Origin of the sequence: Paenibacillus sp. FSL R10-2748, assembly GCF_038005565.1 — a bacterium.
GTDB classification, from domain to species: Bacteria; Bacillota; Bacilli; order Paenibacillales; family Paenibacillaceae; genus Paenibacillus; species Paenibacillus polymyxa_B.
The window spans coordinates 1,256,499-1,282,472 of the sequence record NZ_JBBOTK010000001.1; the positions used below are offsets into that span (position 1 = coordinate 1,256,499).

Annotated in this window: 28 protein-coding genes and 1 other annotated feature; of the genes, 15 read left to right on the top strand and 13 right to left on the bottom strand. The window is 43.9% G+C overall.

Going from position 1 to position 25,974, the window contains the following annotated elements; all coding sequences use genetic code 11:
* Nucleotides 1-16: 16 nt before the first annotated feature.
* Complete coding sequence (locus tag NSS66_RS05765) at nucleotides 17-1,024, bottom strand: substrate-binding domain-containing protein (RefSeq protein WP_075153854.1); 1,008 nt, start codon at nucleotides 1,022-1,024, stop codon at nucleotides 17-19.
* 218 nt (nucleotides 1,025-1,242) lie between these two features.
* On the opposite strand from NSS66_RS05765, the gene NSS66_RS05770 reads away from it, so the two are divergent.
* Nucleotides 1,243-2,469, top strand: a complete 1,227-nt coding sequence (locus NSS66_RS05770; RefSeq protein ID WP_076157774.1) for an acyltransferase — start codon at nucleotides 1,243-1,245, stop codon at nucleotides 2,467-2,469.
* A gap of 262 nt (nucleotides 2,470-2,731) precedes the next feature.
* Here NSS66_RS05770 and NSS66_RS05775 read toward each other — a convergent pair whose 3' ends face one another.
* The gene (locus NSS66_RS05775; protein ID WP_076157770.1) at nucleotides 2,732-2,917 is read right to left on the bottom strand and encodes an aspartyl-phosphate phosphatase Spo0E family protein; all 186 of its coding nucleotides are present in this window, start codon (nucleotides 2,915-2,917) and stop codon (nucleotides 2,732-2,734) included.
* A gap of 238 nt (nucleotides 2,918-3,155) precedes the next feature.
* Nucleotides 3,156-4,553, bottom strand: coding sequence for a helix-turn-helix domain-containing protein (locus NSS66_RS05780; protein ID WP_339201576.1), 1,398 nt, complete (start codon nucleotides 4,551-4,553; stop codon nucleotides 3,156-3,158).
* A 198-nt stretch (nucleotides 4,554-4,751) separates the two neighbouring features.
* Between NSS66_RS05780 and NSS66_RS05785 the strand changes: the two genes are divergently transcribed.
* The 3 genes from NSS66_RS05785 (at nucleotide 4,752) to NSS66_RS05795 (ending at nucleotide 6,502) form a co-directional block, all read left to right on the top strand.
* Nucleotides 4,752-5,198 carry an AbrB/MazE/SpoVT family DNA-binding domain-containing protein gene (locus NSS66_RS05785; protein ID WP_338533324.1) on the top strand — a complete coding sequence of 149 codons (447 nt, stop codon included), beginning with the start codon at nucleotides 4,752-4,754 and terminating at the stop codon, nucleotides 5,196-5,198.
* Between the two features lie 208 nt (nucleotides 5,199-5,406).
* The gene (locus tag NSS66_RS05790; protein WP_338533323.1) at nucleotides 5,407-5,913 is read left to right on the top strand and encodes a DJ-1/PfpI family protein; all 507 of its coding nucleotides are present in this window, start codon (nucleotides 5,407-5,409) and stop codon (nucleotides 5,911-5,913) included.
* 94 nt (nucleotides 5,914-6,007) lie between these two features.
* Nucleotides 6,008-6,502 carry a hypothetical protein gene (locus tag NSS66_RS05795; RefSeq protein ID WP_053324789.1) on the top strand — a complete coding sequence of 165 codons (495 nt, stop codon included), beginning with the start codon at nucleotides 6,008-6,010 and terminating at the stop codon, nucleotides 6,500-6,502.
* Between the two features lie 86 nt (nucleotides 6,503-6,588).
* Here the strand turns inward: NSS66_RS05795 and NSS66_RS05800 are convergent, their stop codons facing one another.
* Nucleotides 6,589-7,065 carry a hypothetical protein gene (locus NSS66_RS05800; RefSeq protein WP_338533322.1) on the bottom strand — a complete coding sequence of 159 codons (477 nt, stop codon included), beginning with the start codon at nucleotides 7,063-7,065 and terminating at the stop codon, nucleotides 6,589-6,591.
* Between the two features lie 376 nt (nucleotides 7,066-7,441).
* On the opposite strand from NSS66_RS05800, the gene NSS66_RS05805 reads away from it, so the two are divergent.
* The 4 genes from NSS66_RS05805 to NSS66_RS05820 all read left to right on the top strand — a co-directional run bounded on the left by NSS66_RS05805 (nucleotide 7,442) and on the right by NSS66_RS05820 (nucleotide 11,066).
* Nucleotides 7,442-8,530, top strand: a complete 1,089-nt coding sequence (locus tag NSS66_RS05805; RefSeq protein WP_076157754.1) for a glycoside hydrolase family 11 protein — start codon at nucleotides 7,442-7,444, stop codon at nucleotides 8,528-8,530.
* Between the two features lie 37 nt (nucleotides 8,531-8,567).
* Nucleotides 8,568-9,641 (top strand): polysaccharide deacetylase family protein, encoded by a 1,074-nt coding sequence (locus NSS66_RS05810; protein WP_053324787.1) that lies wholly within the window; start codon nucleotides 8,568-8,570, stop codon nucleotides 9,639-9,641.
* Between the two features lie 177 nt (nucleotides 9,642-9,818).
* Entirely contained in the window at nucleotides 9,819-10,754 is a 936-nt protein-coding gene (locus NSS66_RS05815; RefSeq protein WP_338533321.1) for a hypothetical protein, read from the top strand.
* Between the two features lie 75 nt (nucleotides 10,755-10,829).
* Nucleotides 10,830-11,066 (top strand): NHLP leader peptide family RiPP precursor, encoded by a 237-nt coding sequence (locus NSS66_RS05820; RefSeq protein WP_013309068.1) that lies wholly within the window; start codon nucleotides 10,830-10,832, stop codon nucleotides 11,064-11,066.
* Nucleotides 11,067-11,165: 99 nt separating this feature from the next.
* Here the strand turns inward: NSS66_RS05820 and NSS66_RS05825 are convergent, their stop codons facing one another.
* Complete coding sequence (locus NSS66_RS05825; protein ID WP_028543185.1) at nucleotides 11,166-13,055, bottom strand: sensor histidine kinase; 1,890 nt, start codon at nucleotides 13,053-13,055, stop codon at nucleotides 11,166-11,168.
* Nucleotides 13,056-13,187: 132 nt separating this feature from the next.
* Nucleotides 13,188-13,475, bottom strand: a complete 288-nt coding sequence (locus NSS66_RS05830) for a hypothetical protein (RefSeq protein ID WP_338533320.1) — start codon at nucleotides 13,473-13,475, stop codon at nucleotides 13,188-13,190.
* Nucleotides 13,476-13,658: 183 nt separating this feature from the next.
* Between NSS66_RS05830 and NSS66_RS05835 the strand changes: the two genes are divergently transcribed.
* Nucleotides 13,659-13,919, top strand: coding sequence for a hypothetical protein (locus NSS66_RS05835; protein WP_338533319.1), 261 nt, complete (start codon nucleotides 13,659-13,661; stop codon nucleotides 13,917-13,919).
* 91 nt (nucleotides 13,920-14,010) lie between these two features.
* Nucleotides 14,011-14,202, top strand: coding sequence for a hypothetical protein (locus NSS66_RS05840; RefSeq protein ID WP_338533318.1), 192 nt, complete (start codon nucleotides 14,011-14,013; stop codon nucleotides 14,200-14,202).
* Between the two features lie 89 nt (nucleotides 14,203-14,291).
* Here NSS66_RS05840 and NSS66_RS05845 read toward each other — a convergent pair whose 3' ends face one another.
* Genes NSS66_RS05845 through NSS66_RS05855 form a run of 3 tightly spaced genes read right to left on the bottom strand, consistent with a single transcriptional unit; the run spans nucleotide 14,292 to nucleotide 16,536 of the window.
* Nucleotides 14,292-14,963 (bottom strand): GNAT family N-acetyltransferase, encoded by a 672-nt coding sequence (locus NSS66_RS05845; protein ID WP_338533317.1) that lies wholly within the window; start codon nucleotides 14,961-14,963, stop codon nucleotides 14,292-14,294.
* A 24-nt stretch (nucleotides 14,964-14,987) separates the two neighbouring features.
* Nucleotides 14,988-15,659, bottom strand: a complete 672-nt coding sequence (locus NSS66_RS05850; protein ID WP_023987324.1) for a GNAT family N-acetyltransferase — start codon at nucleotides 15,657-15,659, stop codon at nucleotides 14,988-14,990.
* A 16-nt stretch (nucleotides 15,660-15,675) separates the two neighbouring features.
* A complete protein-coding gene (locus tag NSS66_RS05855) occupies nucleotides 15,676-16,536 on the bottom strand; it encodes a carbon-nitrogen hydrolase family protein (RefSeq protein WP_338533316.1) in 861 nt (286 codons plus the stop codon).
* A gap of 161 nt (nucleotides 16,537-16,697) precedes the next feature.
* Nucleotides 16,698-16,969, top strand: a binding site (T-box leader).
* 86 nt (nucleotides 16,970-17,055) lie between these two features.
* Between NSS66_RS05855 and NSS66_RS05860 the strand changes: the two genes are divergently transcribed.
* Nucleotides 17,056-18,138 carry a bifunctional 3-deoxy-7-phosphoheptulonate synthase/chorismate mutase gene (locus NSS66_RS05860; protein ID WP_013309063.1) on the top strand — a complete coding sequence of 361 codons (1,083 nt, stop codon included), beginning with the start codon at nucleotides 17,056-17,058 and terminating at the stop codon, nucleotides 18,136-18,138.
* Between the two features lie 236 nt (nucleotides 18,139-18,374).
* Nucleotides 18,375-19,985, top strand: a complete 1,611-nt coding sequence (locus NSS66_RS05865; RefSeq protein ID WP_340958563.1) for a DUF1593 domain-containing protein — start codon at nucleotides 18,375-18,377, stop codon at nucleotides 19,983-19,985.
* Between the two features lie 86 nt (nucleotides 19,986-20,071).
* Here NSS66_RS05865 and NSS66_RS05870 read toward each other — a convergent pair whose 3' ends face one another.
* On the bottom strand, nucleotides 20,072-20,932 hold the full coding sequence (locus NSS66_RS05870; protein ID WP_023987321.1) for a TrmB family transcriptional regulator: 861 nt from the start codon (nucleotides 20,930-20,932) through the stop codon (nucleotides 20,072-20,074).
* A gap of 155 nt (nucleotides 20,933-21,087) precedes the next feature.
* Here NSS66_RS05870 and NSS66_RS05875 point away from each other — a divergent pair, with 155 nt between their 5' ends.
* Nucleotides 21,088-21,990, top strand: coding sequence for a DMT family transporter (locus NSS66_RS05875; RefSeq protein ID WP_023987320.1), 903 nt, complete (start codon nucleotides 21,088-21,090; stop codon nucleotides 21,988-21,990).
* Between the two features lie 116 nt (nucleotides 21,991-22,106).
* Here the strand turns inward: NSS66_RS05875 and NSS66_RS05880 are convergent, their stop codons facing one another.
* The gene (locus tag NSS66_RS05880; protein ID WP_025723205.1) at nucleotides 22,107-22,286 is read right to left on the bottom strand and encodes an aspartyl-phosphate phosphatase Spo0E family protein; all 180 of its coding nucleotides are present in this window, start codon (nucleotides 22,284-22,286) and stop codon (nucleotides 22,107-22,109) included.
* A gap of 150 nt (nucleotides 22,287-22,436) precedes the next feature.
* Entirely contained in the window at nucleotides 22,437-23,669 is a 1,233-nt protein-coding gene (locus NSS66_RS05885; protein WP_023987318.1) for an MFS transporter, read from the bottom strand.
* A 131-nt stretch (nucleotides 23,670-23,800) separates the two neighbouring features.
* Here NSS66_RS05885 and NSS66_RS05890 point away from each other — a divergent pair, with 131 nt between their 5' ends.
* Both NSS66_RS05890 and NSS66_RS05895 read left to right on the top strand, forming a co-directional pair.
* Nucleotides 23,801-24,058, top strand: coding sequence for a YqkE family protein (locus NSS66_RS05890; RefSeq protein WP_023987317.1), 258 nt, complete (start codon nucleotides 23,801-23,803; stop codon nucleotides 24,056-24,058).
* 330 nt (nucleotides 24,059-24,388) lie between these two features.
* Nucleotides 24,389-25,066, top strand: coding sequence for a peptidylprolyl isomerase (locus NSS66_RS05895; RefSeq protein WP_023987315.1), 678 nt, complete (start codon nucleotides 24,389-24,391; stop codon nucleotides 25,064-25,066).
* A 226-nt stretch (nucleotides 25,067-25,292) separates the two neighbouring features.
* On the opposite strand, the gene NSS66_RS05900 is transcribed toward NSS66_RS05895, so the two are convergent.
* Complete coding sequence (locus NSS66_RS05900; protein WP_053324781.1) at nucleotides 25,293-25,964, bottom strand: MgtC/SapB family protein; 672 nt, start codon at nucleotides 25,962-25,964, stop codon at nucleotides 25,293-25,295.
* Between the last annotated feature and the right edge of the window lie 10 nt (nucleotides 25,965-25,974).

A 25,974-nucleotide genomic window follows, 5' to 3' on the forward strand; every position in this document is an offset into this window, starting at 1 on the left:
GATACGCTTCCAAAATTTATTTCGCATAATAATCATCTACATTCGCCCGGGTGACCACGGAAATCCCAGTATCTACCCGCACGGGCAGCGGAGTGTTGTCGCCAGAGGAAGAAGGTGCAGGAATCGTTAAATGATGATGCAGATGGAACAGATATTGAAGCGACCAATAGCCCATATTCCATGTTCCCTGGGCAATCGTTGCCGAGATCGTCCCACCACGAATCATATCCAGTGTCGCTTTATTTGTATCAAAAGAAATGATTTTCAGCGGATGGCTGTTTTTTTGACTCAGTACCGCTTCACCCACACCTGTTCCTCCCGTTGCATCGGTCACAAAAATGCCCGCCAGTTTCGGATAAGCTTTCATCAGCCTTTGCGACTCGTCCCGGGATACCATCGCGTCTGCGCGGCCATCTGCGACTTCCACCACCTTCATCGCAGGATACTGCCGCTGAATGGTATCGCGAAATCCACGCGAGCGTTCTTCATGATTTTGCTGTCCAGGCAGTGTCAGAACAGCGACTTGACCTTCTCGTCCCAACAGCTCTGCCATCTTATCCGCAGCGGTCACGCCCGCCTTATAATTATCCGTGCCCAAAAAGGAATACGCACGACTCCCCGGCGCTCCGGCATCAAACAGTACTACAGGAATGCCCGCATCCAGCGCCTTATTAATCACCGGAATCAGGGAGTGAGGATCAATCGCTGATATGGCAATCCCTGCGGGCTTACGAGCAATCGCCTGCTCAATAACGGTCGTCTGCTCCTGCGCATCATAACGGGTAGCTCCCCGATACTCCACAGTCACCCCCAGCGCATCCCCAGCATCCTCGAAGCCCTTGAGCCCGCTTTTCCAATACTCCAAACCAGACTGGAAGGTAATCATCATATAGGTTTCTCCAATGCTGCCTCGTAGCCCCTTATCCTCCCAAGTGCCATTCAACGGGCCAGATTGTTCATACCTGAACACATAGAGAGCAAAGGCCGCAATCAACAGCATATATACCAGCAGCGTTTTTTTCATCCTTCCTCTCCTCTTCCTGTGTGTATCCTTAAGTTATAAATTCACTTTAATTTATTCTGGTTTTACTTAGATTGTAAACGCAATCATATCAAATTGGAACTACTTCACTCTTCTTACTTTCAGGTGGCGTTAATCCTGCACTAATGTTTCTACGTTACAATACCTACAATTGTGCTAGGGAAAACATGTGCGTATCTTGAGGAAAAGGAGTGATATGGATGAGCAAGCCGCGTATCGCGGAGTGGACAGAACTACGGGGCCTTGCCTACCTCGCTGTCGTGCTTCAGCATTGCATTGGCGAATATATTTATCGCAGCGACATCCAACAGCCAGATTCTGTTATGCTCGCGATGCTGTATCATTTGACACGTTTTGGCACACCGACGTTCGTTTTCCTGTCTGCGGCGCTACTTTTTTATAATGGCAACAAACCGATTGGTTATCCTCGCTATATTGGCAGGCGGTTTCGAGATATTTATGTTCCTTTCCTTTGCTGGACTGTTATTTATTGGGTATGTACTCAGAACTGGTCAACGGCGCAGTGGGGAAATATTTATTTTTACAAAGGTATGTTCGAGGAAATGATCATCCCCGTCAGCGGATATCATCTATGGTTTGTAGTGATGATCTTTCAGTTTTATATTTTGTTTCCTCTATTTTCAAAAGCAGCCGGGCAGGTTCAAGCGTTTCTACGTCGTTACAGCACGAAAAGACGCAAACAGCTTGTTTTGGCTATTATGCTGATTTCCGCTGCGGTTTATGCTTTGCTGTTACAATGGTCCTACTATGACATGTCTGCATGGAGCACTGGGTTGCCGTCCTTTTGGCAGACTCTGCTGGATTATCGCACCTACAACTTTGTCATGTACTTTTTCTATTTTATGCTGGGCGCAGTATGTGCTTACATGACAGACACCTGGCGTGGACTGGCCAAACAGACGTTGCCGTGGAATGTATTTGTCTTTATTGGTTTGTTCATGCTCATGGGTCACACGATGCTGATCCAGTCGGGCGATACGATCAATCTTAATATTTCCACCTATTTGAAGCCAAGCACCTTTGTTCTAATCGTGTCGCAGTTGCTTTTATTGTACGGACTGCTGCTCCATTTGCAAAAAGATACGCGATCCGAGCCGTTTCGCCGTATGCTGAACTGGATCGGACGTTATTCTTTTGGAGGATATCTGGCCCATGCGCTCGTACTGGCCTTCATATCCTACTACACCCGCCCGCTTGCACTGGGCGATCATCATTTTACAGCTACGCTCATTACGTTTATCGTCGTGGCAAGTGTTTCTCTGGGCATCAGCTGGCTCTTTGCCCATCTGCCTGGAGGCAACTGGATTGTTGGTTCCAAAGGCAGACAGCGGTTGAAGTGGCACTCGTTTCGCTTCCAGTTCCTTTCCTCCAAACGTGCTTCCAAAAGCACGCAGGAGCTTGGCTAATCTGTGTCTGTGTTTCAGCATGGGGTTATAATTCCAATGGACTTTGGCAGGGCTCACTTATTGAGCTCTGCTTTTTTTGTTGCCTTAGTATGCCGTCCCCTCAAAAAAATGATTAACATTTTATGACATGAATATGTATTTTATTTTAAAATAAGTCATTATATAGAATAATAATAAACATTACGCGGAAGAAGTCATAGTTTTGCATAAAAAGAAGGGGGAATGAACCGAACATAACATCGTCGTTGTTAATGATCTAGCTCTAAACATAGTGAGGCAGCTTCTTGGTCTGAAACATACGGTTGTACTGATTAATCAGTTCATCCAAAAGCATAGACTGCTCAAGTACACAAGCATGTCCGAAGCCATACTCTTCGTAAAGATCATGCAATTGTTGTCTGGCGTGTTCCATCTGTTGAATTAACGGCACCGTTTCATACCTGTTCATCCTGCATACCTCCTAATGAATTTTATTTTAAGGAGGGATGTACAAATACGTCATAATCTTTTTTGAACCAAAAAATTACAAAATAATACAAAAAGAGACCAGCGATAAGCTGGTCCAGGGTAAAGAATATGAAGATGATCATTACTTGGATCACATTCCACCAACGTGTCCTTGTGTTTGGATTGTGTCATGGCTTAGATTTGCAGTTTGAGCTGGTACTGTGAATACCAGTAAAAAGCTAGTTACCGCTAAGAAGAAAGCCATCCTTTTGATCATTTTTCTCCCACACCTCCTCATAAATAGTTTGGAACCGAGCCTGTGTTTTAGGAGCCGCATGTGCTTTGAAATGATAAAATAATCCAAAACAATTGGCAATAAGTAGTACATGGTTAATTGTAACAGCTTTTTCAAACGCGTTTATTAAACATTTGAAACCATATAGATATCTGCCTTTATTTAGGCTGTACTTGGCCATTTTGTACCAGAAGCGTACGTATTCTTCCGGTAAAACTTGTTGAGTATACGTATCAGAAGATGATGGTTCCTGATACGCTGCAATTTGGGACTCAAAGCGCCGGAGGATATGATCTACATCTACATTATATCGATTAGCTACTTCAAGGACGTTCAGTAGCTCGGCAAAAATCTCTTTTTCGGCAGCCATATGTTCTACGTAATCCGGCAGAACACTGATGTCCCCGGACATAAGTCTATTGACGTACGTATTAATTTTCGCCCATTGCAGATACTGCTTCTTCCAATAAAGGGACTCGGAATCTTTTTCCTTCACCCAACTTAGATCCGCATAACAATGAATGTGTTCTAATGCTTGTTCATGATCTCCTTTTGCATCGCAAGCACTAGCACACATTAGTCCAGAATAGGCTATGTAAGTAAAAAACGGTCTAATTGGCTTTTTTTGCGGCTCTGTTCCTTTTCGCTTGGAGTTATAAACCAAATTATATTGGATCTGTCCTAATTGACCCATTTGAGATGAAAATTCATACACCTTGTCCCACATACTTAGTGACCTATACACGTTCGCTAAATCTTTTAATGCATCTAATTGCTCTATCTCGTCTAAACGATCAACAAAAGGGGCAAATTCAATGGCAGCCTGAAGATTTACAGCTCTATCTTGTCCAATATTGATTTGGAACAAACGATACTGGCAGATCGCCAATCGCTCTGAATGCTGCTGCTTCTCACTTTCAGCCACCTTTTTGTAAAGGTAAGCCGCTGCTTCATTATAACCGTCTTTGTATACATTTTCGGCAACTTCAAAGAGTGATGGCGGATAATTAGGGTTATCCAATAACAGAATTACCACTCGCTGCAAGCAGTCCAGTCGTCCTAGCTCAATGCAGCGGTATAGGAAAGGGCTGATTTTTTTCCAGTTGAGCGGAGATTCTTCAATACATTCTTCAATATAACGCTCGTAAAAATAATCCGGTGGTAAATTCATTCCCGCAGTAATACTATCCAGTTGGTGAACAGAAATAGATCGGTTACCGGTCACAATGCTACTAACTGTACCTACATTCAAATCAATCGTGTGACCAAACTTGGTCATCGTTAAGCCTTTTCGTTTCAAATAGGTTTGAATTTCTGCCTGTATCGTAGGTGTGATTTCCATGGATAAACCACCCTTTCAGCATTTTCATAGAATTTCAATTTCAATAAACAATATAGTTTGGAAACTAATAGTATAATTATAGATTTTCCTTCACGATAATACCATCTTTTGGAACAAACATAAATGCTTTTACTTTATTGATTTTTATATTTTTATTAGGAGATCATTGGATGTTGGACAATGGAAGGAGAGGATCATTTGAAAAATACAGGTATGACACGTCCCTTGGATACGTTAGGCCGGATTGTTATCCCTAAGGAGTTGCGAACCTCTATGGGTATTCAAGCTGGTGAGTCTTTAGAATTTTATTTAGATGTTGAAACAGGATTATTGAGTATGCGGAAGTATATTGGAGTCTGCTGTCACTTATGTTATTCGGTTCATGATTTAAGCTATTTCAGGGATTCATTTTTGTGTAAAAAATGCATAAACGATCTGAAGGGAAATATAGGTGTGAGTCAATTACCTGTTCCTGTTGTTAAGGAACCATACAAAGAAAAACGAGCACATCGGTCGCCTTCACAACATTTGGTTGAAAAGCTAAGAAGACTTATGCGTGAGCATCCAGCAGCCAAGCAAGGTGAATATGCTGAATGGCTTGGCGTATCCCAAGGCCGTATTTCCCAGCTTAAAAAGCTATTATAGGTACCGCACGACTCATATTCTAGCAAAGCTAAATAACCAGTCGCTGGTTGATTTCGTGCGACTGGTTATTTAAACTTCCAACCCATTATTTGCTGTAAATTATGGAATTAAACCTATCAAGGTGATATATTCTGACTATATGTAAACTTCCTGAAGGCACGTCTAACGAATACAAAGCTACAAAATTAAATGTTGGAGTGGTGAATAAATGAAATCACATGTTCTAATTTATGATGGTTATGTGAGTTTTGAGATTATGTTAGCAACCTATTTTATGAAAACCAAAGGGGACATTGTTACGATTGGGGTAACCAAAGACCCTGTAATTTCCTATGAGGATTTTAAAGTTACGCCTTCGATGGCCATTGATGAAGTGTCTGCGGAGGATATTCAACTCCTAATTATACCTGGTGGAGATAACACTCAATTAAAGACGAACAAGCAACTTCTAGCTTTAATCAATACACTAAATAATGATAATAAAGTGATAGCGACCATTTGTTCTGCCACTGAACTACTGGAGATAGCAGTTGTCTACTATAAAAGTCCTGTGAATCATCCAACGGGTCTGGAGATACACAAGAATATCATTACGGCTAAACCAAATAAGTATGTGGACTTTGCAATTGAAATAGGCAAGGTGATGAACATTTATACGGATGATGAAGATTTAAAAGAAACCATTGATTTTTTTAAGCTCTTTAAAGATAGTTGACTCTTCTGCTCTCCCCCACAACAATCACTTTATGCATGGTGATATTTGGGATATTATTAATAAGGAAATTAGCATACATAAAGGGGTAATTAAAATGAATGACAAATTAAAGGGGCTATTAGTGGGCTTAACCATTGGTACGATGATTACAGGTACAACCGCAATGGCTGCATCTGGAACAAGCGTAAATGCTGTTGTGAAAAAGTTTGATGTGTTTTTAGAGGGAACAAAAAAGAATACTGCCGATGCCTTGATTTACAACGGAAACACATACATCTCTGTTAAAGATATTGGAATTGCAGAAGGCAGACAAATCAGCCTCATTGATAATAAACTGTATTTAGGTAAACAGCAAAATATTATTACAGAAAATCAAGCGATCAATATTCTTTTTGATAAAATAAAAAACGAAGCTGTTAAATACAATTTAAATGTAATGGTTGAAGGTTTGGAAGGAACAAAATACTCTTTAAGAGCTTACGAAGATTTCCCTGATCACATTGCAACTTATGGATTCTATTACGTAGACAAATACACTGGCAAAGTAACTAAATATGACATCGTACACGATAAGGAAGTTGCAATTTAAGGATGGGTTTCCCCCATCCTTTTTTTGTTGTCAAACGATCTACTCCTCGACTTATTCATAAGGAAGATGTGCCACGGAATCCCCTGCTAACGCTTCAATTGAGCTTCATTCGAAGCGCCGGACTTACGATCGAATGTAATCGGGCCTTTGCGGTTGACGAGCCGTTTCAGATCGACGGTCATTTCATTTTTTAGCTTATTTATAAGCTGTTCCTCATTAATTCCTTTGCTTTTAGCGATGTCGGACAACGATTTGCCTTGTCCCAACTCATTTTCTAAGCGAACAGGAGTGATACCCAATAGTTTGGCTACTTTTTCGTTCAGATGATGGTCCCAGCCTCCAGGCCGTTTGCCATGCCCGTGCTTATAAGCATGTCCTTGTCGATGGCAGTCCTGTGACTGCATGCGCCCTGGATCAGCCTCACCCTGAATAGAGTTGCTAGGAGTAAGAGCTTGCATCTGGGGGCTTGTCTTTATACCAGCAGCTTCGATCATCCCTGCACTACTATACATCATCACTCCTACATACAGGGTAGCAGTGATTAATTTCCATTGTTTTTTCATATTCAGGCCCTTCTTTCACCCATTTTAATTTAATATTTTCTCTTTCCGCTATTTTTATTCGTATTTTCACCTGTTAAGTAGTCACAAGACCGGGAAAATACGAGCTCATGAACATTTCTATCACGGTTATACCCCAATCTTCGATCTGAACGCACTCCTTGGAAACCTTATCCTGTAGGGTAAGTAAGAATGAAGTACTAAACTTTCTACAATATAATTCGAAATTTTTCAGGTAAAATATTAAGGAAAATATGATAAAATTTTTTTGTAATCGATTACAATTAAATTTTTGGAAATAAATGTTGTATCAAGCTACTACAGAATGCATTGCATCATAGTCAGACTACATGCAATTACACACAAGGAGGAAAGTCCAATGAAACAAAAAAGAATACGGTTATTTTTATCAATTTTGATTTGTTTTTCGCTTATCTTACCCGCAGTAAACGCACAGGCGGCAACAACGATCACCTCAAACCAAACCGGTACCCATGACAACTACTACTATGAGTTGTGGAAAGATTCCGGGAACACAAGTATGACTCTTAATAGTGGGGGGGCGTTCAGTGCCCAGTGGAGTAACATTGGAAATGCATTATTCCGTAAAGGCAAGAAATTCGACGAGACCAAGACACACCAGCAAATTGGAAACATTTCCGTAAACTACAGTGCCAACTACCAGCCAAATGGTAATTCGTATTTATGCGTCTATGGATGGGCAGTTAACCCGCTCGTAGAATATTACATCGTCGATAGCTGGGGAAGCTGGCGTCCACCCGGTGCAACATCGAAGGGCACTTTTACCGTTGACGGGGGAACATATGATATTTATGAAACCACTCGGGTTGACCAGCCTTCCATTAAAGGAGACAAAACAACTTTTCAACAGTATTGGAGTGTCCGGACATCCAAACGCACAAGCGGAACCATATCGGTTAGCGAGCACTTCAAAAAGTGGGAAAGCATGGGCATGAAAATGGGCAAGATGTATGAAACTTCACTTACTGTAGAGGGATACCAAAGCAGTGGGAGTGCCAATGTAACTAGTAATACAATTACGATTGGCGGCAGTTCTGACGGCGGAACGACTACTCCTCCAGGCACAAGTACGAAAATAGAAGCCGAAAGTATGACCAAAAGCGGTCAGCATACCTCAAATATCAGCTCGCCGTTCAACGGAGTGGCTTTATACTCCAACAATGATTCGGTGAAATATACGCAAAATTTCACTAGCGGCACCCATAGTTTTTCACTACGTGGTGCCTCGAACAACTCCAACATGGCCAAAGTTGACTTGAAAATCGGTGGACAAACAAAGGGGGCCTTCTATTTTGGTGGAAGCAACCCTGCCGTCTATACTCTAAACAATGTCAGTCATGGCACCGGAAACCAAGAGATCGAGCTCGTTGTAACAGCCGATGACGGAACATGGGATGCTTATGTTGATTATTTGGAGATCAACTAACCTTACTATCTATTAAAATTGTTAAGGAGGTACAACCTTGTTTATAGCTAAAGCAGGAAAATGGACGGCGATTATGTCAATCACCTTGTCTTTATTCACAGGATCGCTGGTGATCTCGAGCAACCAGGCGCTTGCGGCTGATTGCTCGAGCGGTTATGTAGCGTTAACCTTCGACGATGGTCCCAATCCCTCTAACACCAAAGCGCTGCTTAGTGCTTTGAAGCAAAACGGTTTACGCGCGACGCTCTTTAATCTTGGACAAAACGTGCAGAATAATCCTTCGCTTGTACGTGACCAGCAAGCAGCAGGCATGTGGATCGGTAACCATTCATGGTCACATCCGCATATGACACAACTGAGCACATCGCAGATGTCATCGGAAATTACACGCACGCAGCAAACGATACAGTCCATTACTGGCACGGTACCAAAGTTATTCCGTCCTCCGTATGGCGAGACCAACGCAACCCTCAAATCCATTGAGACCCAAAACGGTCTTACCGAAGTATTGTGGAACGTTGACTCCCAAGACTGGAACGGCGCCTCCACCGCACAGATCGTAGCTGCTGCGGGCAAACTTAAAAACGGCGATGTGATCCTGATGCATGATCAGTACCAGACTACACTCCAAGCTATTCCACAAATTGCACAGAACCTCAAAAACCGTAACCTTTGCTCTGGTATGATCTCACCAAGCAATGGCCGGGCAGTAGCGCCTGATGGCGGAAACGGCGAAACGCCGCCAAACAAAGGCACAAAAGTGGAAGCAGAGAATATGACCAAAGGCGGTCAGTACACTTCAAATATCAGCTCGCCGTTCAACGGAGTGGCTTTATACTCCAACAATGATTCAGTGAAATTCACACAGAATTTTACCAGTGGCACCCATAGTTTTTCACTCCGTGGTGCTTCAAATAATTCCAACATGGCCAAAGTTGACTTGAAAATTGGTGGACAAACGAAGGGTACCTTCTATTTCGGCGGGAGCAGTCCTGCGGTCTATACTTTAAACAATGTCAGCCATGGAACCGGAAATCAAGAGATTGAGCTTGTTGTAACAGCCGATGATGGGACATGGGATGCTTATATTGACTATTTAGAGATCATCTAATTTTAAAAAAACAAAATCCCGGCGGGATCTTCCCAGCCGGGATTTTTGTCGATATCCTTTTTACAACATTCTCAATGTAAAAATAACAAAATCTTGAAAATTGCAATCTGTTGTATAATGGCGGTTAACAACTAGAAATCGCTATAAAAATATTCATAAGAGATGCAGGTGATAGCGATGGAATGGTATTTTGCATACAAAGACGAATTGGAAAAAGTATTTCGTCAAGCGGAGGAACGGACGTCCACGTTTCCAGCTCCCTTTCAGCAAGAGGGTTTGGACTATCTGGCGCGTTTTAATCCGTTGAGGGAAGACAGCACGCGTAATTACATATGCTATTTGCTTCCATTTTGGCTGCAAGAACTCACCGGACTCCCCCCCGAAACATGCCGCAAGCTGTCACTTGGCAACGTATTCGTCATGGCTCACTATTTAATTCAAGATGATGTGATGGACACAGCAGCAGACAACCGTAAAACGCAACTCGCGTTAAGCCAGCTATTCTATACCGAGTGTCTAAGCGTATATCGGGACCTTTTTCCGGCAACCTCTCCTTTTTGGTCATATGCCCGAACGTATATTGATGAATGGGCCGTTAGTGTGACATTCGAAGGAACAGAGGACTATTTTCAAGGGGAAAGAAATAAGGTCGCGCTGAAAGCAAGTCCATTAAAAATGGCCGGAACGGGTGCTTTACTGCTTGCAGGCCGTGCCGATCTGATCCAGATCATTACAGATATGACGGACTTGGCGCTACTCGTGCTTCAAATGTCGGATGATTGGGCGGATTGGTCAGAAGATTTGGTCGAACATAGCTATAACTGTCTTTTGTCCCATATCAGTGCCGAGCAGAAGACGGCTTACTGTGAAGGATTGGGACCCAAACAGATTCAGGAAGCGATTTATGTACGCGGTGCACTCGCCAGCTATGTGAACATTGCCGATCAAGCAGTCCAACAGTTAGAGACCCTGGAGCCTTCTATCCACGGCCTACGTAGCTTTGCACATTCTATCGCAGCGGAGCTGGGCGAAGTGGCGGCGGAAATTGAAGGCGGACGCTCGCATTTGAGAAGAGGCGGACTTGATTACTGGCTCTCCAAAAATATGAAATAATGCTAGATTTTTCTGAGTCTTTCGTGGTATACTGACTAGGTAAATATAACCAATTGAATGAGAGGGTGATTTTTGATGGCTACTGAAGTTCTTCAAACACAAGTCATTCAAAAAGCTTGGGAGGATGCCAGTTTCAGAGAGAAACTGATGACAGATCCCAAATCTGCAATTCGTGATGTGTTAGGAGTCGTGATCCCCGATCATATCCAAATCAAAACGTTAGAGGAAACGCCTGATCAGTTTTTTCTGGTAATTCCTCCAGACCCCTCCGGTGTACTCGCTGCATCCCAGAAACCTCGCTCGATGTGGTAAATTGGTTGTTAATGCTTATTTAATCTATATTCCTTAATCTCATGTGGGTGGGCTCAGCAAGCTTCCCTCCGTTTTCTCCGAATGCAAAAAAGCCGGATATTATCCGGCTACGGGGAAGCGGATGGTCGCTTCCGTTCCCACCCCTTTTGCACTTGTAAAAGTTATTTTTCCATTCATCGTTTCAATAATCCGAAAAGTCACCATCATCCCCAAACCCGTGCCTTTTGTCTTATTCGAGAAATAAGGCTCACCTAGTCTGGATAAAGTCTGAGCATCCATCCCTTCACCATTATCCCGAATATGAATGACAGCTTCTCCGTTGTCCACATAAGCCCATATATGAATATGACCCTGGTCTCGCAGCGCTTCAATGCTGTTTTTGATAATATTGATGAACGCCTGCTTGAACTTGGAGGAATTCCCGCGTACTTTGATTTCCTGGGGAATATCCAGTGAAATTTTTCCACCTTGCAAATTAGCCATTGGACTGATGATTCCTTCAATATGTTTGAATTCGTCCAATATGGTCAACGTTTTGGTTTGGTCAAACTCTGGCTTGGCAAAAGTCAGAAAATCAGTAATAATCGCGGAAGCTCGATCCAACTCCTCCAGAGCGATATGTAGATAGTCTTTGTTTTTACCATCCTCCTGCTTGCTCATCAACTGAAGAAATCCACGTGTAACCTGAAGCGGATTACGTACCTCATGAGCTACAGATGCAGCCAGATCGCTAATAATCTCCATTTTCTCCGAACGTTGAAGCTCATTATTGAACATCTCCAGTTCTCTGGAATACCGAACCACCTGCTTGTGCTTTTCTGCCAGTCTTCTGCCCAAAATCGCGATCAACGCCAGTACAAAACCGAACACGCCCCATTTCCACAAAAACATATTGTAGTGTCCGTCTAGAATGAAGAACCAGCTCAGTTCCCCGATAGAGATGACTGCAAAAAATGCAAAGCCTGTCGATAAAATGATCGCTTCGTGATCACCCTTAAGTGCCATGCGAACCGAAGCAAATACCAGCAGTATCATTAAGGCGACGAGTAATATACCCAGGATGACTACACTAAAAAAATAATATATATCGTTCAACCGCTCCTGTGCTCCTAAATTAACAATCATCATGGTAAAGCAGAACAAAGAGTAGGCGGTTAACACTTTTCTGAATTTGCGAATCAGTATAATCGAATTGATATTTTGCTCAAAAAAGTAGGCTAATGAAGGTAGCAGAATAAATAGTGCCACATCAAAAAGTTGTAAGTACAGCTTGCCATAGCCGCGATAGAATGTATACAAGAATGGTGAATACGTTACGATCATCAGACCAATAGACAATACAATCGCACTTAGGGACAGCCACATGGCCATACTCGGACGGAACAGAAAAAACGAGCAGATCAGTAATACCAGGGCGATAAAGATAAACGTACTGCCCAGTACAATATCTAAAACATCCATTCTGACCAAGGTTCCCAATAAATCACGATAATCACCGGTCATCACATTGCCGATAATGCCCAGTCTATTCTTACTGCTTTCCGTCCATATGTATAATGTTTTACCGCTGTCTTCCGGCTTCAGCGGAATCAGAATACGATTATTCTCATAATTGTACCCACGGTAGGATTCGTAAAAATTGGTCCCATCTTTATACAGCGTAATATGCCTGCCATAAATATTTTCAAAAAGTACCGCTGGCGTTTCATCATTTAACGAAGGTAACTTAATACGAATCCAGGCGGAGCCTATATTACCGGGCTGCCTAAGCAGTTGTGTATCATCTTCAATATGCATCCAGACCTTGCTGCGATCCTTTACCTCATCTAAAGAGCCATCCTCGTCTACCGCTCCCCATCTCATATCCCAGGAGGGTATTTTATAATCCCTTTCCGGGGTCATTTTGGCCGCATAGGCGGAGTGGCCCAGCGACAACAGCAACACAATGACCGCTAGCAGGGTGGCGACAGCTTTGGGCACATGCCTCATGTTAAGCACCTCAAAGTTACATAGTAGGATTTACAAGTTTGTATACGTTTTAACATTTTTTACGTCCTGAAATTATATTATTCTATACGATGATGTGCATACCTTCTTCATAAGAAGGGTATCATGTTCTTTTTACTCATTTTTTGTAAAATCTTCATATTGATTAATGATCATTTCCTGTTCGCGCCGCTCCTTCTGCTCTCTAAGCCCCAACCACGGTTCACAATCTTCATCTTCATAGATCGTCCAAATATCGGAAAATAAATAATCGCGTATTTCTACTATTTTTCCCGTTTGTCCGCCATCTGTCCAGTATAAGCCTTCCGGGCGCCGAATGAGGGTGCGGGAAAATCCCGGGGTAGATGCCTTTTGACCTACTCGGATACGACTAATCATCGGACCAAACATGTACCATTCCAATTCATATCCCTCCCTATCTTCTTTATCATATCACAGCAGTTACCAAAAAAACGCTAATTGAGAATGGGCATATCCCTATTCGCATGATTTTAACTTCCTACAGACACACTAACTTAAGGTTTAGCCGTTCTTCTGTTTGGGTAAGGTCGGAATAAGCAACAAAAAGTAAAGGAGCTGAGCAACATGGTCAATCGTGATGATCGAGCTAATGAGCTACATGACAATGATTTTGAGCCTTCTCTGCAAAATGCAGAAACCAACTGGGAGAATCTTACGGAAGGGCCGGATACTCCTCTGGAGGACGTTCCAGATGCCGATGAACTGACACCGAACAGTCCTGTCGATCCTTCTGCTCCTGCTGAATTCCTGCATGGTACCGATTTGCTGAATGGTACCGATGGGGACGAAGAAGAGCAACTGGACAGCGACGATATGCTGGATTAACCACTTCATTTTATCAGGTGAAAGAAAACGGTTACCCATTCTGCTGTGCGGGTAATGAAGTGTATAACAGAAAGGAGTTGACTGATCTCCTATGTATAAAGATCCGATGTCTCAGGCCGATATGGAGTATAAGCGCTACAAAACCTTGAATCCTGTGGAAGCAGACGAACGTAGGACTGCGGACAAGACAATTACGGACGATATCTCGCAAAGTCTGGCGGACGAAGACAACCCACGAGGAGTCGCATCACCCAAACCTGTTCCCAGGGTTCGGGGAAAATGAAAGAACAGATAGGGGAATGCAAAAAGGGTGCAACCTAAGCCACGCAGATGATACATGGCTTGAGTGCACCCTTTTTGTACTTCATATGTTTACAATGGCAGCAATGCTACTGTCGATTTAGCTTCCAATCCATCTACCATTTCGTTCCAGACAGCAGGCTTGTTCGGCAATACTGTATAGTACCGACGTATAAAAGCTGCCACCAATTTGGCGCTCACTTCTTCCACGCTATCATCCTCAGGCATAAAGCCTAAATTCAGCCCTTCTACTGCTACACCATCGTTATTCCAGGACGGATGTACGTAGTCCAGATCCAAACGCTTATAGCCCAGATGAGATAGCACCTCACGTCGCACGTACGGGTCCATTGGCTTGACACCACCAAAGGGATGCTCGTTGCCACGGTAAGGGTCATAGATTTCAGCAAACATCCCCTGTAACTGCTGTCCGCTGGCCTGAGCAAGCGCGTGCAAGTCATTCTGGCGTCGTGTCCAAAGAAAACGTCCAATGCCCAGTCCCGGTTGTCCGATGATCGTAAAATCTGTCATAGCTACATTAAAGTCCTCATAATAACGATACTCTGTTGCACCAACTACCTTATCATCCTGTACCGCAACAAAGACACGAATACCCGGGTCTTCCAGCGGTTCCTTCCACAGACTGTACTCCAGCACTTCCTCTGGTGGAAATACTTCCTGCATTAGCTGATGCATGCTCGCAAACAAGGGGTCTTTAATATGAGTAATGCGATGATATTCCATAGGATAGGACACGCTCCTCTACAATTAGTGATGGGTATGAAACGGATTTCGCCATTCCATGAGGGCAGCATAATTACGCGATTGTTCATCATCCAAATAATTCGGCAGGATACAAACAGGCACCCGTCCGCAACGAAGCAGAAAAGTTAATACCGGGTCCTTCAGCTCACCAGACACTACGGCATCCACATACGCTTCTGCGCTCAATTGGTCGGCATGATGCTGATAACTAGGCATACGCCCCGCGCCCAGCAAACGATCCAGTCTCCGTTCAATCACAAGATGATATAAGGAAAAAATCAGCCATTTGCCCAGACCCAATCTGCGGTAAGCAGGACGTACCGCCAAATCAATCACATACAGCGCCTTGCCGTCCTCACAGTGCGTACGAATATAACCGTCATCTGCTACTTCCTCCCATGTATGCTGGGGATGTTCGGGGTTATAATGCATCAGTAGGCTGGTTACCGAACCCGCCAGTTCCCCCTCAATTTCCACACACAGCGCTCCATCTGCAAAATGCTCTGTCTGGCTAGCAATCTGCTCCCGGCTCCATAACAGCTCCTGCGGATAAGGTGGGGGGAAGCTCTCCTGCTGAATACGCAGCAATCCCTCATAATCGGCTGTAGAATAATTACGAATCACCGCCCGTAGCGGCCGATCGCCGTCAAAGATGAACCATTCTTTGCGATACATGGCTTATTTCCTTTCATTAGCTCCAGTCTGTGTATAAATCTGTTCTACGGTCACGCCAGGTTGTAACCGAGCCCCGCTCGCGCACATCGTACAACAGCTGCAAATCGAGATCTGCTGTCACAATCATATCGTTGTTCAGTTCACCCTCCACCATAATGCCGCGTGGCGGAAAAGGAATGTCATTGGGTGTAATGACTGCGGCTTGTCCATAATTGGCACGCATAAAATCAACCGTAGGCAAAGCGCCGACAGTTCCCGTTAAAACGACATACACCTGATTTTCAACCGCTCTGGCGTGGCTTGTATATCGTACCCGGTAAAATCCGTGACGATCGTCCGTACAGGAAGGACAGAAAATAATATCTGCTCCCTTGGCCTTCGCCATGCGAACGATTTCGGGAAATTCAATATCATAGCAGGTCAGCATCGCTATGGTGCCCTTGGACGTCTCAAACACATTCAGCCCCTCACCGGGAGCCATATTCCATTCATGCACCTCTGTCGGTGTAATGTGAATTTTGTCCTGAGTGGCCACACGCCCGTCCGGGTAAAACAAATGTGCCGTATTATATAAACGTTCGTTTCTCCTAACTACATGAGTGCCACCGATAATATGCATCCCGGTTCGACGTGCGAACGAAGTAAATAATTCAAGGTACCGGTCCGTAAAATCCGGCAGGTAGTTGATCGTCAGAGCTTTGCCTTCACTATCACCAATCGACATAAGCTGGGTCGTAAAAAACTCGGGAAACAGAACAAATTCCGCACCAAATTCCTTCGCTGTTTTGATATAATGTTCCGATTGCAGGGCAAATTGCTCGAATGAGTCAATCGTATGCAGATGATATTGAACCGCCGATACTCTGATTTTGCTCATAATTCCTCCTCGGACATCACGTCTTTTAGATTGCAAGGGGGGCCCGTTGCTGTTCACATTATAACCGATTCAAAACGGTGCGAAAACTGAACCTGATAATCAGGGCTTGCCTTCTGCACCTACTTTGTTTAAAATAAGGTCAAATCTTTTGAATACCATGAACAAAGACAGTGACGGAGACAAGTAAACGTCTAACGGATTCCCACAGAAAGGTACGAATTGCTGAGAGCGTACCGCAATCCCGCGTTGAAATTCACTCCCGAGTCGAGCCTTGAACCGACAGAAGGATTCATTCCTTTGTCCGCAGTAGAGGTTTCCGGAAGCCCCCGTTACGGGCATCAAGCTCAGAAGTTACTGCCGTCGACTGAACGACGTTGACGATTCGTATGTATACTTCTGTAATTAGGGTGGTACCACGGCATTCGTCCCTTGCGACGAGTGCCTTTTTGTGTTATTTTCTGCAAAAAAGTCCATGGGCTAGCAGTAAAAACAAATTTAAATTCGGGAAGGGTGTACTGTATGTCTACAAATGAAAATTCTTTGGAGCTGCTGCGTGAACAGCTCGATGCTACAAATTTGCAATTGCTGGAGTTGCTGTCCCAACGCGCTGAACTGGCGGGACAACTTGGAAAATTGAAGGAAGCTCAAGGGGTACCTGACTTTGATCCGGTACGTGAGCAACAAATGTTGGACAAGCTGATCGCGGCTAACCGTGGGCCTTTTGACGATGCTACGATTCGCCAGCTGTTCAAAAATATTTTCAAGGCTTCTTTGAACTATCAAAAAGAAGAACACAAAAAACATCTGATCGTCAGCCGCAAAAATCAACCGGATAGCACAGTTATCAAGGTTAAAGATACGCTGGTGGGCGGCAAAGCTTCCATTATGGTCGCAGGTCCCTGCTCGGTGGAAAGCTACCAGCAAACTCGCGAAGTAGGTGCGGCTCTCAAGGAAGCCGGTGTGCCGATTCTTCGTGGTGGCGCGTTCAAACCACGTACGTCTCCGTACGATTTCCAAGGACTGGGCGTGGAAGGACTGCAAATTCTCAAACGTGTAGGCGACGAGTTCGGGCTGGCTACAATCAGTGAAATCGTCGATCCAAGACATTTGGAGGAAGCGATCCAATACATCGACATTATCCAAATTGGCGCGCGCAACATGCACAACTTTGAATTGCTCAAAGCTGCGGGTGAAACCAGAACTCCGGTTCTGCTCAAACGCGGACTGGCTGCCACAATGGAAGAGTTCCTTCATGCTGCTGAATACATCGTTTCCCGTGGTAACACGCAAGTCATGCTGATTGAACGCGGTATCCGTACGTACGAAAAATGGACGCGTAACACGCTGGATATTTCCGCTGTTCCGATTTTGAAAAAGGAAAGCCATCTGCCTGTATTGGTGGACGTGACTCACTCCACAGGACGCAAGGACATCCTGGCCCCTTGCGCCAAAGCTGCCCTGGCTGCTGGAGCTGACGGTATCATGGTGGAAGTTCACCCGAACCCGGCAGTCGCTTTGTCCGATGCTCAGCAACAGCTGAACATTCCTGAGTTCCACAACTTCCTGTCTGAAGTTAAAGAATCCGGTTTATTCAAAGCGTAAAACTAATTTTATGCCGGGATTCATAAACCGCTTTCATTTTCTCGGACAATGATGTAAAATTGAATCAGGATTGTGACTGATCATGCAGGCAAAACCTAAATGTATGTATGCTCGACTTTTGTTGAGGCATATATATGTTTAGGTTTTTTTTATGCCTAATTCTTGAATAAAAAGAATACCTACATGGTTATAATCCTAAAAAAACATCATAGGAACGTTCAGAGAGGGGAACAGAAATGAGAGAAAGAAAAGGGTTAAGCATTTTTTTATTAGCCATGATTTGTATTTTGATCATCAGTGGCTGTAGTAGTAAGGCTCCCGCCGTTGTGAAGGATGAAAGCGCTGCTCCAACAGAAAAACAAACGGAAAATAAAGCAACCAAGGCCAGAACGGTAATCACTACCGATGGAGAAGTAGATGATATGAACTCTGTCATTCGCTTTCTTCTTTACTCCAATGAAATGGATTTGTCGGGGATTGTACTGACTAGCTCCGTATATCATTATGCAGGTGATGAAAAGGCTGGCATCAAGCCATTTAGATGGACCGGAACGCAATGGGTAACGGACATGATTGATGCCTACGGAGAGATTTACCCCAACTTAATCAAACATGCCGAGGGATATCCAAAGCCTGAATATATCAAGAGCGTTACCAAAATAGGTAACATTTCAAATAAAGGTGAAATGGACAAAGAAACGGAAGGCTCCAATTTCCTTAAAACACTTTTCCTGGACGATGACAAAAGAGATTTGTACGTACAAACTTGGGGTGGAACCAATACCACGGCCAGAGCTTTAAAGTCCATTGAAGACGAATATAAAAATACAGATCAATGGGAAACGATTCGAAAAAAAGTAAGTGATAAACTCGTACTGTACATCATTCTGGACCAGGACGATAGCTACAATAATTACATCGCTAAAAATTGGCCTGACATCAGAATTATTAATGATCAATCTAACTTCTGGCATTTCGCTTATGCTTGGAAAATGCACACAGAAGAAGTAAACAGCAAGTTGCACGGGGAATGGAACTTCAAAAATATTAAAGATGGTCATGGCAAGTTGCTCAATATGTATGCCTTGATGGGCGATGGCAATATCATCAAAGGCGAGTTGGATGAAGAACAAAGAGGCAGTGAAGCCTACTTAAAGAAAAATCCACAATACGACAAGTATGACTTTATTTCTGAAGGTGATTCTCCATCCTTCTTCTATTTAATTGATAACGGATTGCGGAGTATGGAAAACCCAACCTATGGTGGCTGGGGAGGTCGTTTCGGTGTCGTTAACGATAAATTATTTAGAAATACCGTGTTAGATTATGATGTGCATACGAAAAAATTCGAAGCAGAGTATTCTCTGATGCGTTGGTTTGATGATATTCAAAATGACTTTGCTGCTCGTGCAGATTGGGCTATTGCATCCGACTACAAAGATGCCAACCACAATCCAACGTTGACCATTAAAGAAGGATTAGACCTAACCGCTAGTCCAGGGGAGAAAATAACCCTGCATGCAGAAGGTTCAGATCCCGACGGTAATCAATTGACCTATAAATGGTGGAGATATTTTGAAGCAGACACGTATGAGGATTCTAAAGTAAAACCAGCACAAGTTAAACCTGAATTGCTGGGGGAAATGCAGCTTGGGCTTCATCGAGAAGTAGCTAAAGGCGAGAAAGTAAACACGATTGACTTGCAAGGTAGTGATACGAATGCAGTTAGTTTCACAGTTCCTGCAGATGCTAAGTCAGGGAATACGCTTCATATCATTGCAGAAGTACAGGACAATGGAAAACATCCTTTAAAGCATTATCAACGTGTGATTGTAACCGTAAAATAATTGAACACAACACCCAATAAAATTAGGCTCATGGAATAACACTCCATGGGCCTGTTTATTTTTGCACATCGGAACTCAGACAATCTCTATACACGTTTAATGCTTTTTTCAGTCAAAGGAACATAATATCCTTTGCCATTCGGACCCATAGCAAATTTATTGCGAAGATGAATTAGATTAGGGCCGAATTTCGCCTCTAATTGTTCACGGAACTCATATAGGATTTCCATGATATAAATATCATGAATAATCACTTCTGTAATCGGCATCACCAGACCCGGATGCAACGTCCATGCAGCGCGGCTGTCATCACCAAGTGAAAGTATGCCAGCTACGACCTCCCGGTCGTCTACGCTAAGTACAATCCACCGACCACCAATTTCAGACGTAATCTCCTCACTCATATCATGGCGGTAAACAGTAGCGAAATCAAAATTAAGCTCCCCATACGCTACAATGATCACTTCAATTCCTTGCTGAGCGACTTGCTCTAAGGCATCTCGGAACACCTCGGCATCCTCTTTCCAAATTTCCAATAAAATTCGGTGTTTTGCTCCCTTTACCCCTTCATTTATGCGATTGATAATGGCTTCATACCCCGAAATATTCCAAATATTCTCTCTATTTTGAAATGATGCTGTGTACTGCTCCAAACTCTCTTGCGCCACATTGAAAATCTGCTCTGCTTTGCGTTTTCTCTGGGCAATCAATTCATGTGGCGGGAGCGGCACATACAGAGGCGTATTTTCTTGACTGACCATGATATCCCCACGGTTGACCATTCCAGACAAAACCTCGTAAATTTTGGATCTCGGTACCCCGGAATTCAATGAAACGGCGTATCCCGAAAGTGGAGAGCTTTCCAATAAGGTCACATAAGCCTTGGCTTCATATTCACTAAAATTCAAATCCCGTAGAATTTCTAATATATTTGGTTTTGGTTTCATGACGTCTTCTCCTCAATTCGTGTTCATCCTTACTATATCACTTCCCCTTGACAAAAACTGATATACACACTATCTTTTTAGTAACGTTTTTATAGTAGTCACTTTAGTAGCTACTATCATCATTTCACAGGGGATTACCTCAGGGAGGATTTAACTTGAACAAAGTCATAGCTCATCACAGCGAAAGCAGCCGGATTTACTACGGTTCTACGATTCTGGCCCTATTGATCTGGAGTACATCGTTTATTGCCACCAAAGCAGCCTACACGACGTTCCCCCCTCTTACCTTGGGTCTATCCAGATTTATTATAGCTTCCGTTGTGCTAGGTATCGTTTTGCTGATTAAAAAAGAACATATCAAAGTAAAGCCAAAAGATTTGGTTACGATTTCGTTTAGTGGTGTTTTGGGAATCACTCTCTATTTTTCAATGGAGAATATAGGGGTTAGCTTGACTACCGCTTCCAACGCAGCATTAATTGTTGCATCATATCCCGCAATTACATCGCTGCTTGAACTTATTTTGTATAAAGTGAAAATATCCAAATATAAAATTTGCGGTATAGCATTGGCCATGATCGGGGTATATTTCTTGACTTCAGTTGGCGAAAGCTCGGATAGTAAGAATCAACTAATCGGAAATTTAATATTGATTGGAACGGGTTTTGCGTGGGCGTTTTACACTTTCATGACGCGCAAGGTAGTGGACAAATATCCGCCTGTGACGTTATCTTTTTATCAAACTGTTGCAGGAAGTATCTTTTTTATACCGTTGGCTCTATTAGAAAAGGATAGTTGGCAGGCTCCGACAACAGGATCGTTTATGTTGTTAGTATATCTGGGCGTATTCTGCTCCGTTATCGCATTTTTGCTTTACAATTACGGATTAATCAAGCTGTCACCGAGCAGTTCCGTTTCTCTGATGAATTTGGTTCCGATATTTGGAGTCTTATTTTCTGTGTTGCTTTTGCAAGAAACGATTACATGGCGCCAAATCATTGGTGGTTTGGTCGTCATTATAGGTGTCCTACTGAGTGCTCATCAAACGAACCGTACCTAAAATGATAGATTGCACACTAGTTATAAAAGTTAAGATAAGCATCGTTGTATAGGTATTAGCGCTACAGTACAAGGGCGAGTGACCTCACCAAAAGTTTCTCGCCCAGTCGGTTGCATTTATGCAGTCGGCTTTTTTTCTTTTATATAAAAAAGGTGGTTATATTGATTGATGAGGTTATCCATAATTACAGACTGTCTGAGCACACTGGCATGATTAAAGCCATGTTTTGCTTGCAAAATATACAGCTTTTGACGAGCTTTCTCAAGCTGTTGACGCAAAATGTCGTCTCTTATCATAATATATCCCTCCTTGTCATATTATCAGTGTAGAGGGTTATGAATAAGTATACTAAAAGTAAAGGTTTGGGATAATTATCTAATAGCACAAAAAAAGACCTGCTCTATGAGCTCTAAGGTTGTCCTCTTAGACAATCCTGTGTGATTCGCTTATCCGGCAGAATGAATATCCTGATCCGTTACGTTCTTCCTGGCTGAAACCGGGAACACATTTTTTCCCTTCGCCCATAGCAACAACGCTGCAAGCAGCAGTATGCCACCGTTTAACACAAAGATCCAGCGGATTGGCATCCAGCTGCCAAGCATACCGCCAATCAACGGCCCCGCCATGGTCGCGAGTTGAGTGGCTGATTGGCTCAAGCTAAAGGCTCGTCCGCGAAACTCCGGCTTGGTGACCTCAACAGTCATTGCGTTGATAGCCGGCATGACGGACGCATAAAACAATCCATATCCAAACCGAAGCGCACCAAAACCAACAAAGTTGGTTACAAAAAATTGTAAGATGTTCCCGATTCCCGAACCGATCAGTCCAATCAGCAGCACGTGTGCAAATCCGGTCCGGCCTCCAATCCGTCCCCATCGGGGAGCCATGAGCACCGCCGCAATACCAACGGCTGAGAATACAATCCCGGAACTTAAAGACGCCCGGCTACGGTCAACTCCCATTTCAAGCACATATACCGTAATTAACGGTTCCAATATCATGACGGAAAAGGTACTTAATCCCGCCAGAATAAGCAAAAAGCACAAAGGCCGATTAGCAATAGCCTCCTTGATATCATCACGAACATGCGAGCGGGTACTGGTTCCCTTGAAGCTGTCCTCTCTAGCGCCAAAAGTCGCGATTAACGCAGATACCAGCACAAGAGCTGCAGAGAAAAAAAAGGCATTCCGATTGCCATAATAATGGCTCACTACACCGCCAATCAGCGGACCTATAATGCTGCCTGTCGCCCCAGCGGTCGCCATAATACCGAGTGCATAGCCGGTTTTCTCCTCAGGCGAGCCCGTTCCGACCAGCGCAATCGCAGCAGGAATAAACCCGGATAGAAGGCCTTGAAACAACCGTACTCCTACGAACACATACGGATCTGTCACAAAAGCACATATCAGGTACAACACCGCCAGGCTAAAGCCTGAACGAATCAACATCGGCTTACGTCCATACTTATCTGCAAGCGAACCCCAAAATGGGGCAATCAGCGCGCTGGCTAAAAAAGTGACTCCAAAGGCAATCCCCGACCACAGTTCCAGATGATCATTTACGCCCATTTCCGTATTCAGAAAAATAGGTAAAAACGGAATAGACACGGAATAGGCCATGCTGCAAAACAATACTCCAATCCACAAAATGACCAGGTTTCGCTTCCAATATAGATGCATGATGCCACACGTCCCTTCTGCTCATTCCATTATTACCCTCTAAATTAGAAAAGTCTACCGCCCAGCTCATCCTTCAATCGTGGAACAACCGTGCAGAAGCTGATATAATCGAATGGAATGGAGATGATGACATGGCTAAGAAGAGAAATTCGTCTTCCCCTGCTCCTGCGGCTCAGGACAAACCTGCTACGTTAAAAGATCTGTTGAGTCAGGATGTGCTGAATAAGCTTAAGGCTCAAGCCAATGAAGCCCAAGCAGAACAGGACAAGCGTAAAGAAGACGAACGGCAGCGTGCCGTCGAAGCAAAAAAAGCTGAACAGAAGAAGCTGGATAACAACTTCGAGCATCTACTGAATAACAGCAATTTGGACTGGCACAAATATAAATAAGCCAAAACCACAACGGTTTTGGCCTATCTTTACGCTTTATGTTATAGCCAGTCACGAATATGTTGTACTGAGTACAGCACCCCTACCCAAACCGGCAGACTGAACGCCATACCCCATATGAGACCTTTCGCCAGCTTTTTGTCTACCTCCATCATGATCCTGCCCCTTTCCTTGGGAATAGCAGCAGTATGGGTCAAGAATACGGCTTTCAAACCCGTATTTCCTTATCCCCAGCAAAAAAGGTATGATAGAAAATGGAAAAGTGTTCTGCGCTGCCCCCAAACTATAATTTAGGATGTTACACCATCCAACCTTTCAGGAGGAATATCAATGAACCGAAAAACGATACGCCCATGGTACACGCTGTGCCTGCTGGCCATCATGCTCGTGCTGGTTGCTGGATGCGGCACAAAAGCGGCCGATGTGGAAGCTGCCAGCCGGACAAGCACTACAACTCCTGCTGCGACTAAAGACAAAAGCAAGGCTGTTTCCCATCCGATTGTCACGATTGTCATGAATGATGGCAAGAAAATTAAGCTTGAGCTGTATCCGGAAGTAGCACCGAACACGGTTAACAACTTCATTTCTTTGGTGCAAAAGGGAGCCTATAACGGTACCATTTTCCACCGTGTCATCCCAGGCTTTATGATTCAGGGTGGTGATCCGCAAGGTAACGGTACAGGTGGCCCCGGCTACAGTATCAAAGGCGAATTCAAGAGCAATGGTGTTAACAATACACTCAAACATACACGTGGCGTATTATCCATGGCCCGCTCAGCGGATCTGGATTCGGCCGGATCGCAATTTTTCATCATGGTTGCCGATGCGGACTACCTCGACGGTCAATATGCCGCTTTCGGTAAAGTAACGTCCGGGTTGGATGTGGTCGATGCTATCGTCAATTCCAAACGAGATAGCAATGACAAACCGATCAAACCGGCTACGATGAAAAAAGTCACTGTGGATACGCTGGGTAAAAAATATCCAGCTCCAGTCAAAGTAAAGTAAGACATCAAATCAGTCTTTCAGAACGGGATAACAGCAACGACCTTGTGCATACGCATGAGGTCGTTTTTGCTTATCCCCTGATGCTTTCTAAGCTGCTGTCTCTGTGATGTAGTAAGAGTATATACACAAAAGGAAGCGTTTTCAATCATTATTTTTAAAGTTTTTTACTGTTAAATGGGTCTGTCAGCGTTCGACAAAAAAGCTACTGTATGAGCAGTAAATTCGTCTAATTGGACTTAGTCTCGACTGAACGAATACCTTCCATCTCTTGCAGCAGTGACAGCAGTTCCTCCACTCCCTCTGACCGGGACAGCTTTACAAGCATATGAATAACCAACTGCTCACCATTATTGATGCGCTCGACGTGAAAGCTGTGAATCGTCAGCTTCTTGTGCTCCAGCAGTTCTTTGATCCGATTCAGCACGCCCGGCTCATTGTCGACCTGAACAACTACTTGTCGCGTGGACGGAGTAGCCATCTGATAAAAACGACTATGGAGCAAGGACTGAGCCGCTAAAATAAACAGCGTTACACCTGCACCAAGCCCATACATCCCTGCACCTACGGCAATACCGATTCCGGCGGTAGTCCAGATGCCTGCGGCAGTGGTCAGTCCTTTAATTCTATTTTTTTGTGTAAAAATCATCCCTGCGCCGATAAAGCCGACTCCACTTATAACCTGTGCTGCTATTCTGGAAGGGTCCAGCGACAGGTTCGACCAGACGGTTTGATCCTGAAAACCATATTTGGATACCACCATCATGAGCGCTGCGCCAATACCGACAATGAAATGGGTGCGAATGCCCGCTTCTTTCATGCGACTTTTGCGCTCATAGCCAATTAAGGCGCCGCATAGTCCGGCAAACATGACCCGAATCAGGTAATCCCAATCCCACATACTTTTTTCA

What these genes read in the sequence shown, in the direction of transcription:
- NSS66_RS05890 (WP_023987317.1), top strand. Translation starts at nt 23,801, where the DNA reads ATGGCTAAGAAGAGAAATTCGTCTTCCCCTGCTCCTGCGGCTCAGGAC.
- NSS66_RS05870 (WP_023987321.1), bottom strand. Translation starts at nt 20,932, where the DNA reads ATGAAACCAAAACCAAATATATTAGAAATTCTACGGGATTTGAATTTT.
- NSS66_RS05820 (WP_013309068.1), top strand. Translation starts at nt 10,830, where the DNA reads ATGGCTACTGAAGTTCTTCAAACACAAGTCATTCAAAAAGCTTGGGAG.
- NSS66_RS05825 (WP_028543185.1), bottom strand. Translation starts at nt 13,055, where the DNA reads ATGAGGCATGTGCCCAAAGCTGTCGCCACCCTGCTAGCGGTCATTGTG.
- NSS66_RS05840 (WP_338533318.1), top strand. Translation starts at nt 14,011, where the DNA reads ATGTATAAAGATCCGATGTCTCAGGCCGATATGGAGTATAAGCGCTAC.
- NSS66_RS05895 (WP_023987315.1), top strand. Translation starts at nt 24,389, where the DNA reads ATGAACCGAAAAACGATACGCCCATGGTACACGCTGTGCCTGCTGGCC.
- NSS66_RS05795 (WP_053324789.1), top strand. Translation starts at nt 6,008, where the DNA reads ATGAATGACAAATTAAAGGGGCTATTAGTGGGCTTAACCATTGGTACG.
- NSS66_RS05790 (WP_338533323.1), top strand. Translation starts at nt 5,407, where the DNA reads ATGAAATCACATGTTCTAATTTATGATGGTTATGTGAGTTTTGAGATT.
- NSS66_RS05860 (WP_013309063.1), top strand. Translation starts at nt 17,056, where the DNA reads ATGTCTACAAATGAAAATTCTTTGGAGCTGCTGCGTGAACAGCTCGAT.
- NSS66_RS05845 (WP_338533317.1), bottom strand. Translation starts at nt 14,963, where the DNA reads ATGGAATATCATCGCATTACTCATATTAAAGACCCCTTGTTTGCGAGC.
- NSS66_RS05850 (WP_023987324.1), bottom strand. Translation starts at nt 15,659, where the DNA reads ATGTATCGCAAAGAATGGTTCATCTTTGACGGCGATCGGCCGCTACGG.
- NSS66_RS05780 (WP_339201576.1), bottom strand. Translation starts at nt 4,553, where the DNA reads ATGGAAATCACACCTACGATACAGGCAGAAATTCAAACCTATTTGAAA.
- NSS66_RS05835 (WP_338533319.1), top strand. Translation starts at nt 13,659, where the DNA reads ATGGTCAATCGTGATGATCGAGCTAATGAGCTACATGACAATGATTTT.
- NSS66_RS05800 (WP_338533322.1), bottom strand. Translation starts at nt 7,065, where the DNA reads ATGAAAAAACAATGGAAATTAATCACTGCTACCCTGTATGTAGGAGTG.
- NSS66_RS05880 (WP_025723205.1), bottom strand. Translation starts at nt 22,286, where the DNA reads ATGATAAGAGACGACATTTTGCGTCAACAGCTTGAGAAAGCTCGTCAA.
- NSS66_RS05805 (WP_076157754.1), top strand. Translation starts at nt 7,442, where the DNA reads ATGAAACAAAAAAGAATACGGTTATTTTTATCAATTTTGATTTGTTTT.
- NSS66_RS05775 (WP_076157770.1), bottom strand. Translation starts at nt 2,917, where the DNA reads ATGAACAGGTATGAAACGGTGCCGTTAATTCAACAGATGGAACACGCC.
- NSS66_RS05885 (WP_023987318.1), bottom strand. Translation starts at nt 23,669, where the DNA reads ATGCATCTATATTGGAAGCGAAACCTGGTCATTTTGTGGATTGGAGTA.
- NSS66_RS05770 (WP_076157774.1), top strand. Translation starts at nt 1,243, where the DNA reads ATGAGCAAGCCGCGTATCGCGGAGTGGACAGAACTACGGGGCCTTGCC.
- NSS66_RS05855 (WP_338533316.1), bottom strand. Translation starts at nt 16,536, where the DNA reads ATGAGCAAAATCAGAGTATCGGCGGTTCAATATCATCTGCATACGATT.
- NSS66_RS05865 (WP_340958563.1), top strand. Translation starts at nt 18,375, where the DNA reads ATGAGAGAAAGAAAAGGGTTAAGCATTTTTTTATTAGCCATGATTTGT.
- NSS66_RS05815 (WP_338533321.1), top strand. Translation starts at nt 9,819, where the DNA reads ATGGAATGGTATTTTGCATACAAAGACGAATTGGAAAAAGTATTTCGT.
- NSS66_RS05900 (WP_053324781.1), bottom strand. Translation starts at nt 25,964, where the DNA reads ATGTGGGATTGGGATTACCTGATTCGGGTCATGTTTGCCGGACTATGC.
- NSS66_RS05765 (WP_075153854.1), bottom strand. Translation starts at nt 1,024, where the DNA reads ATGAAAAAAACGCTGCTGGTATATATGCTGTTGATTGCGGCCTTTGCT.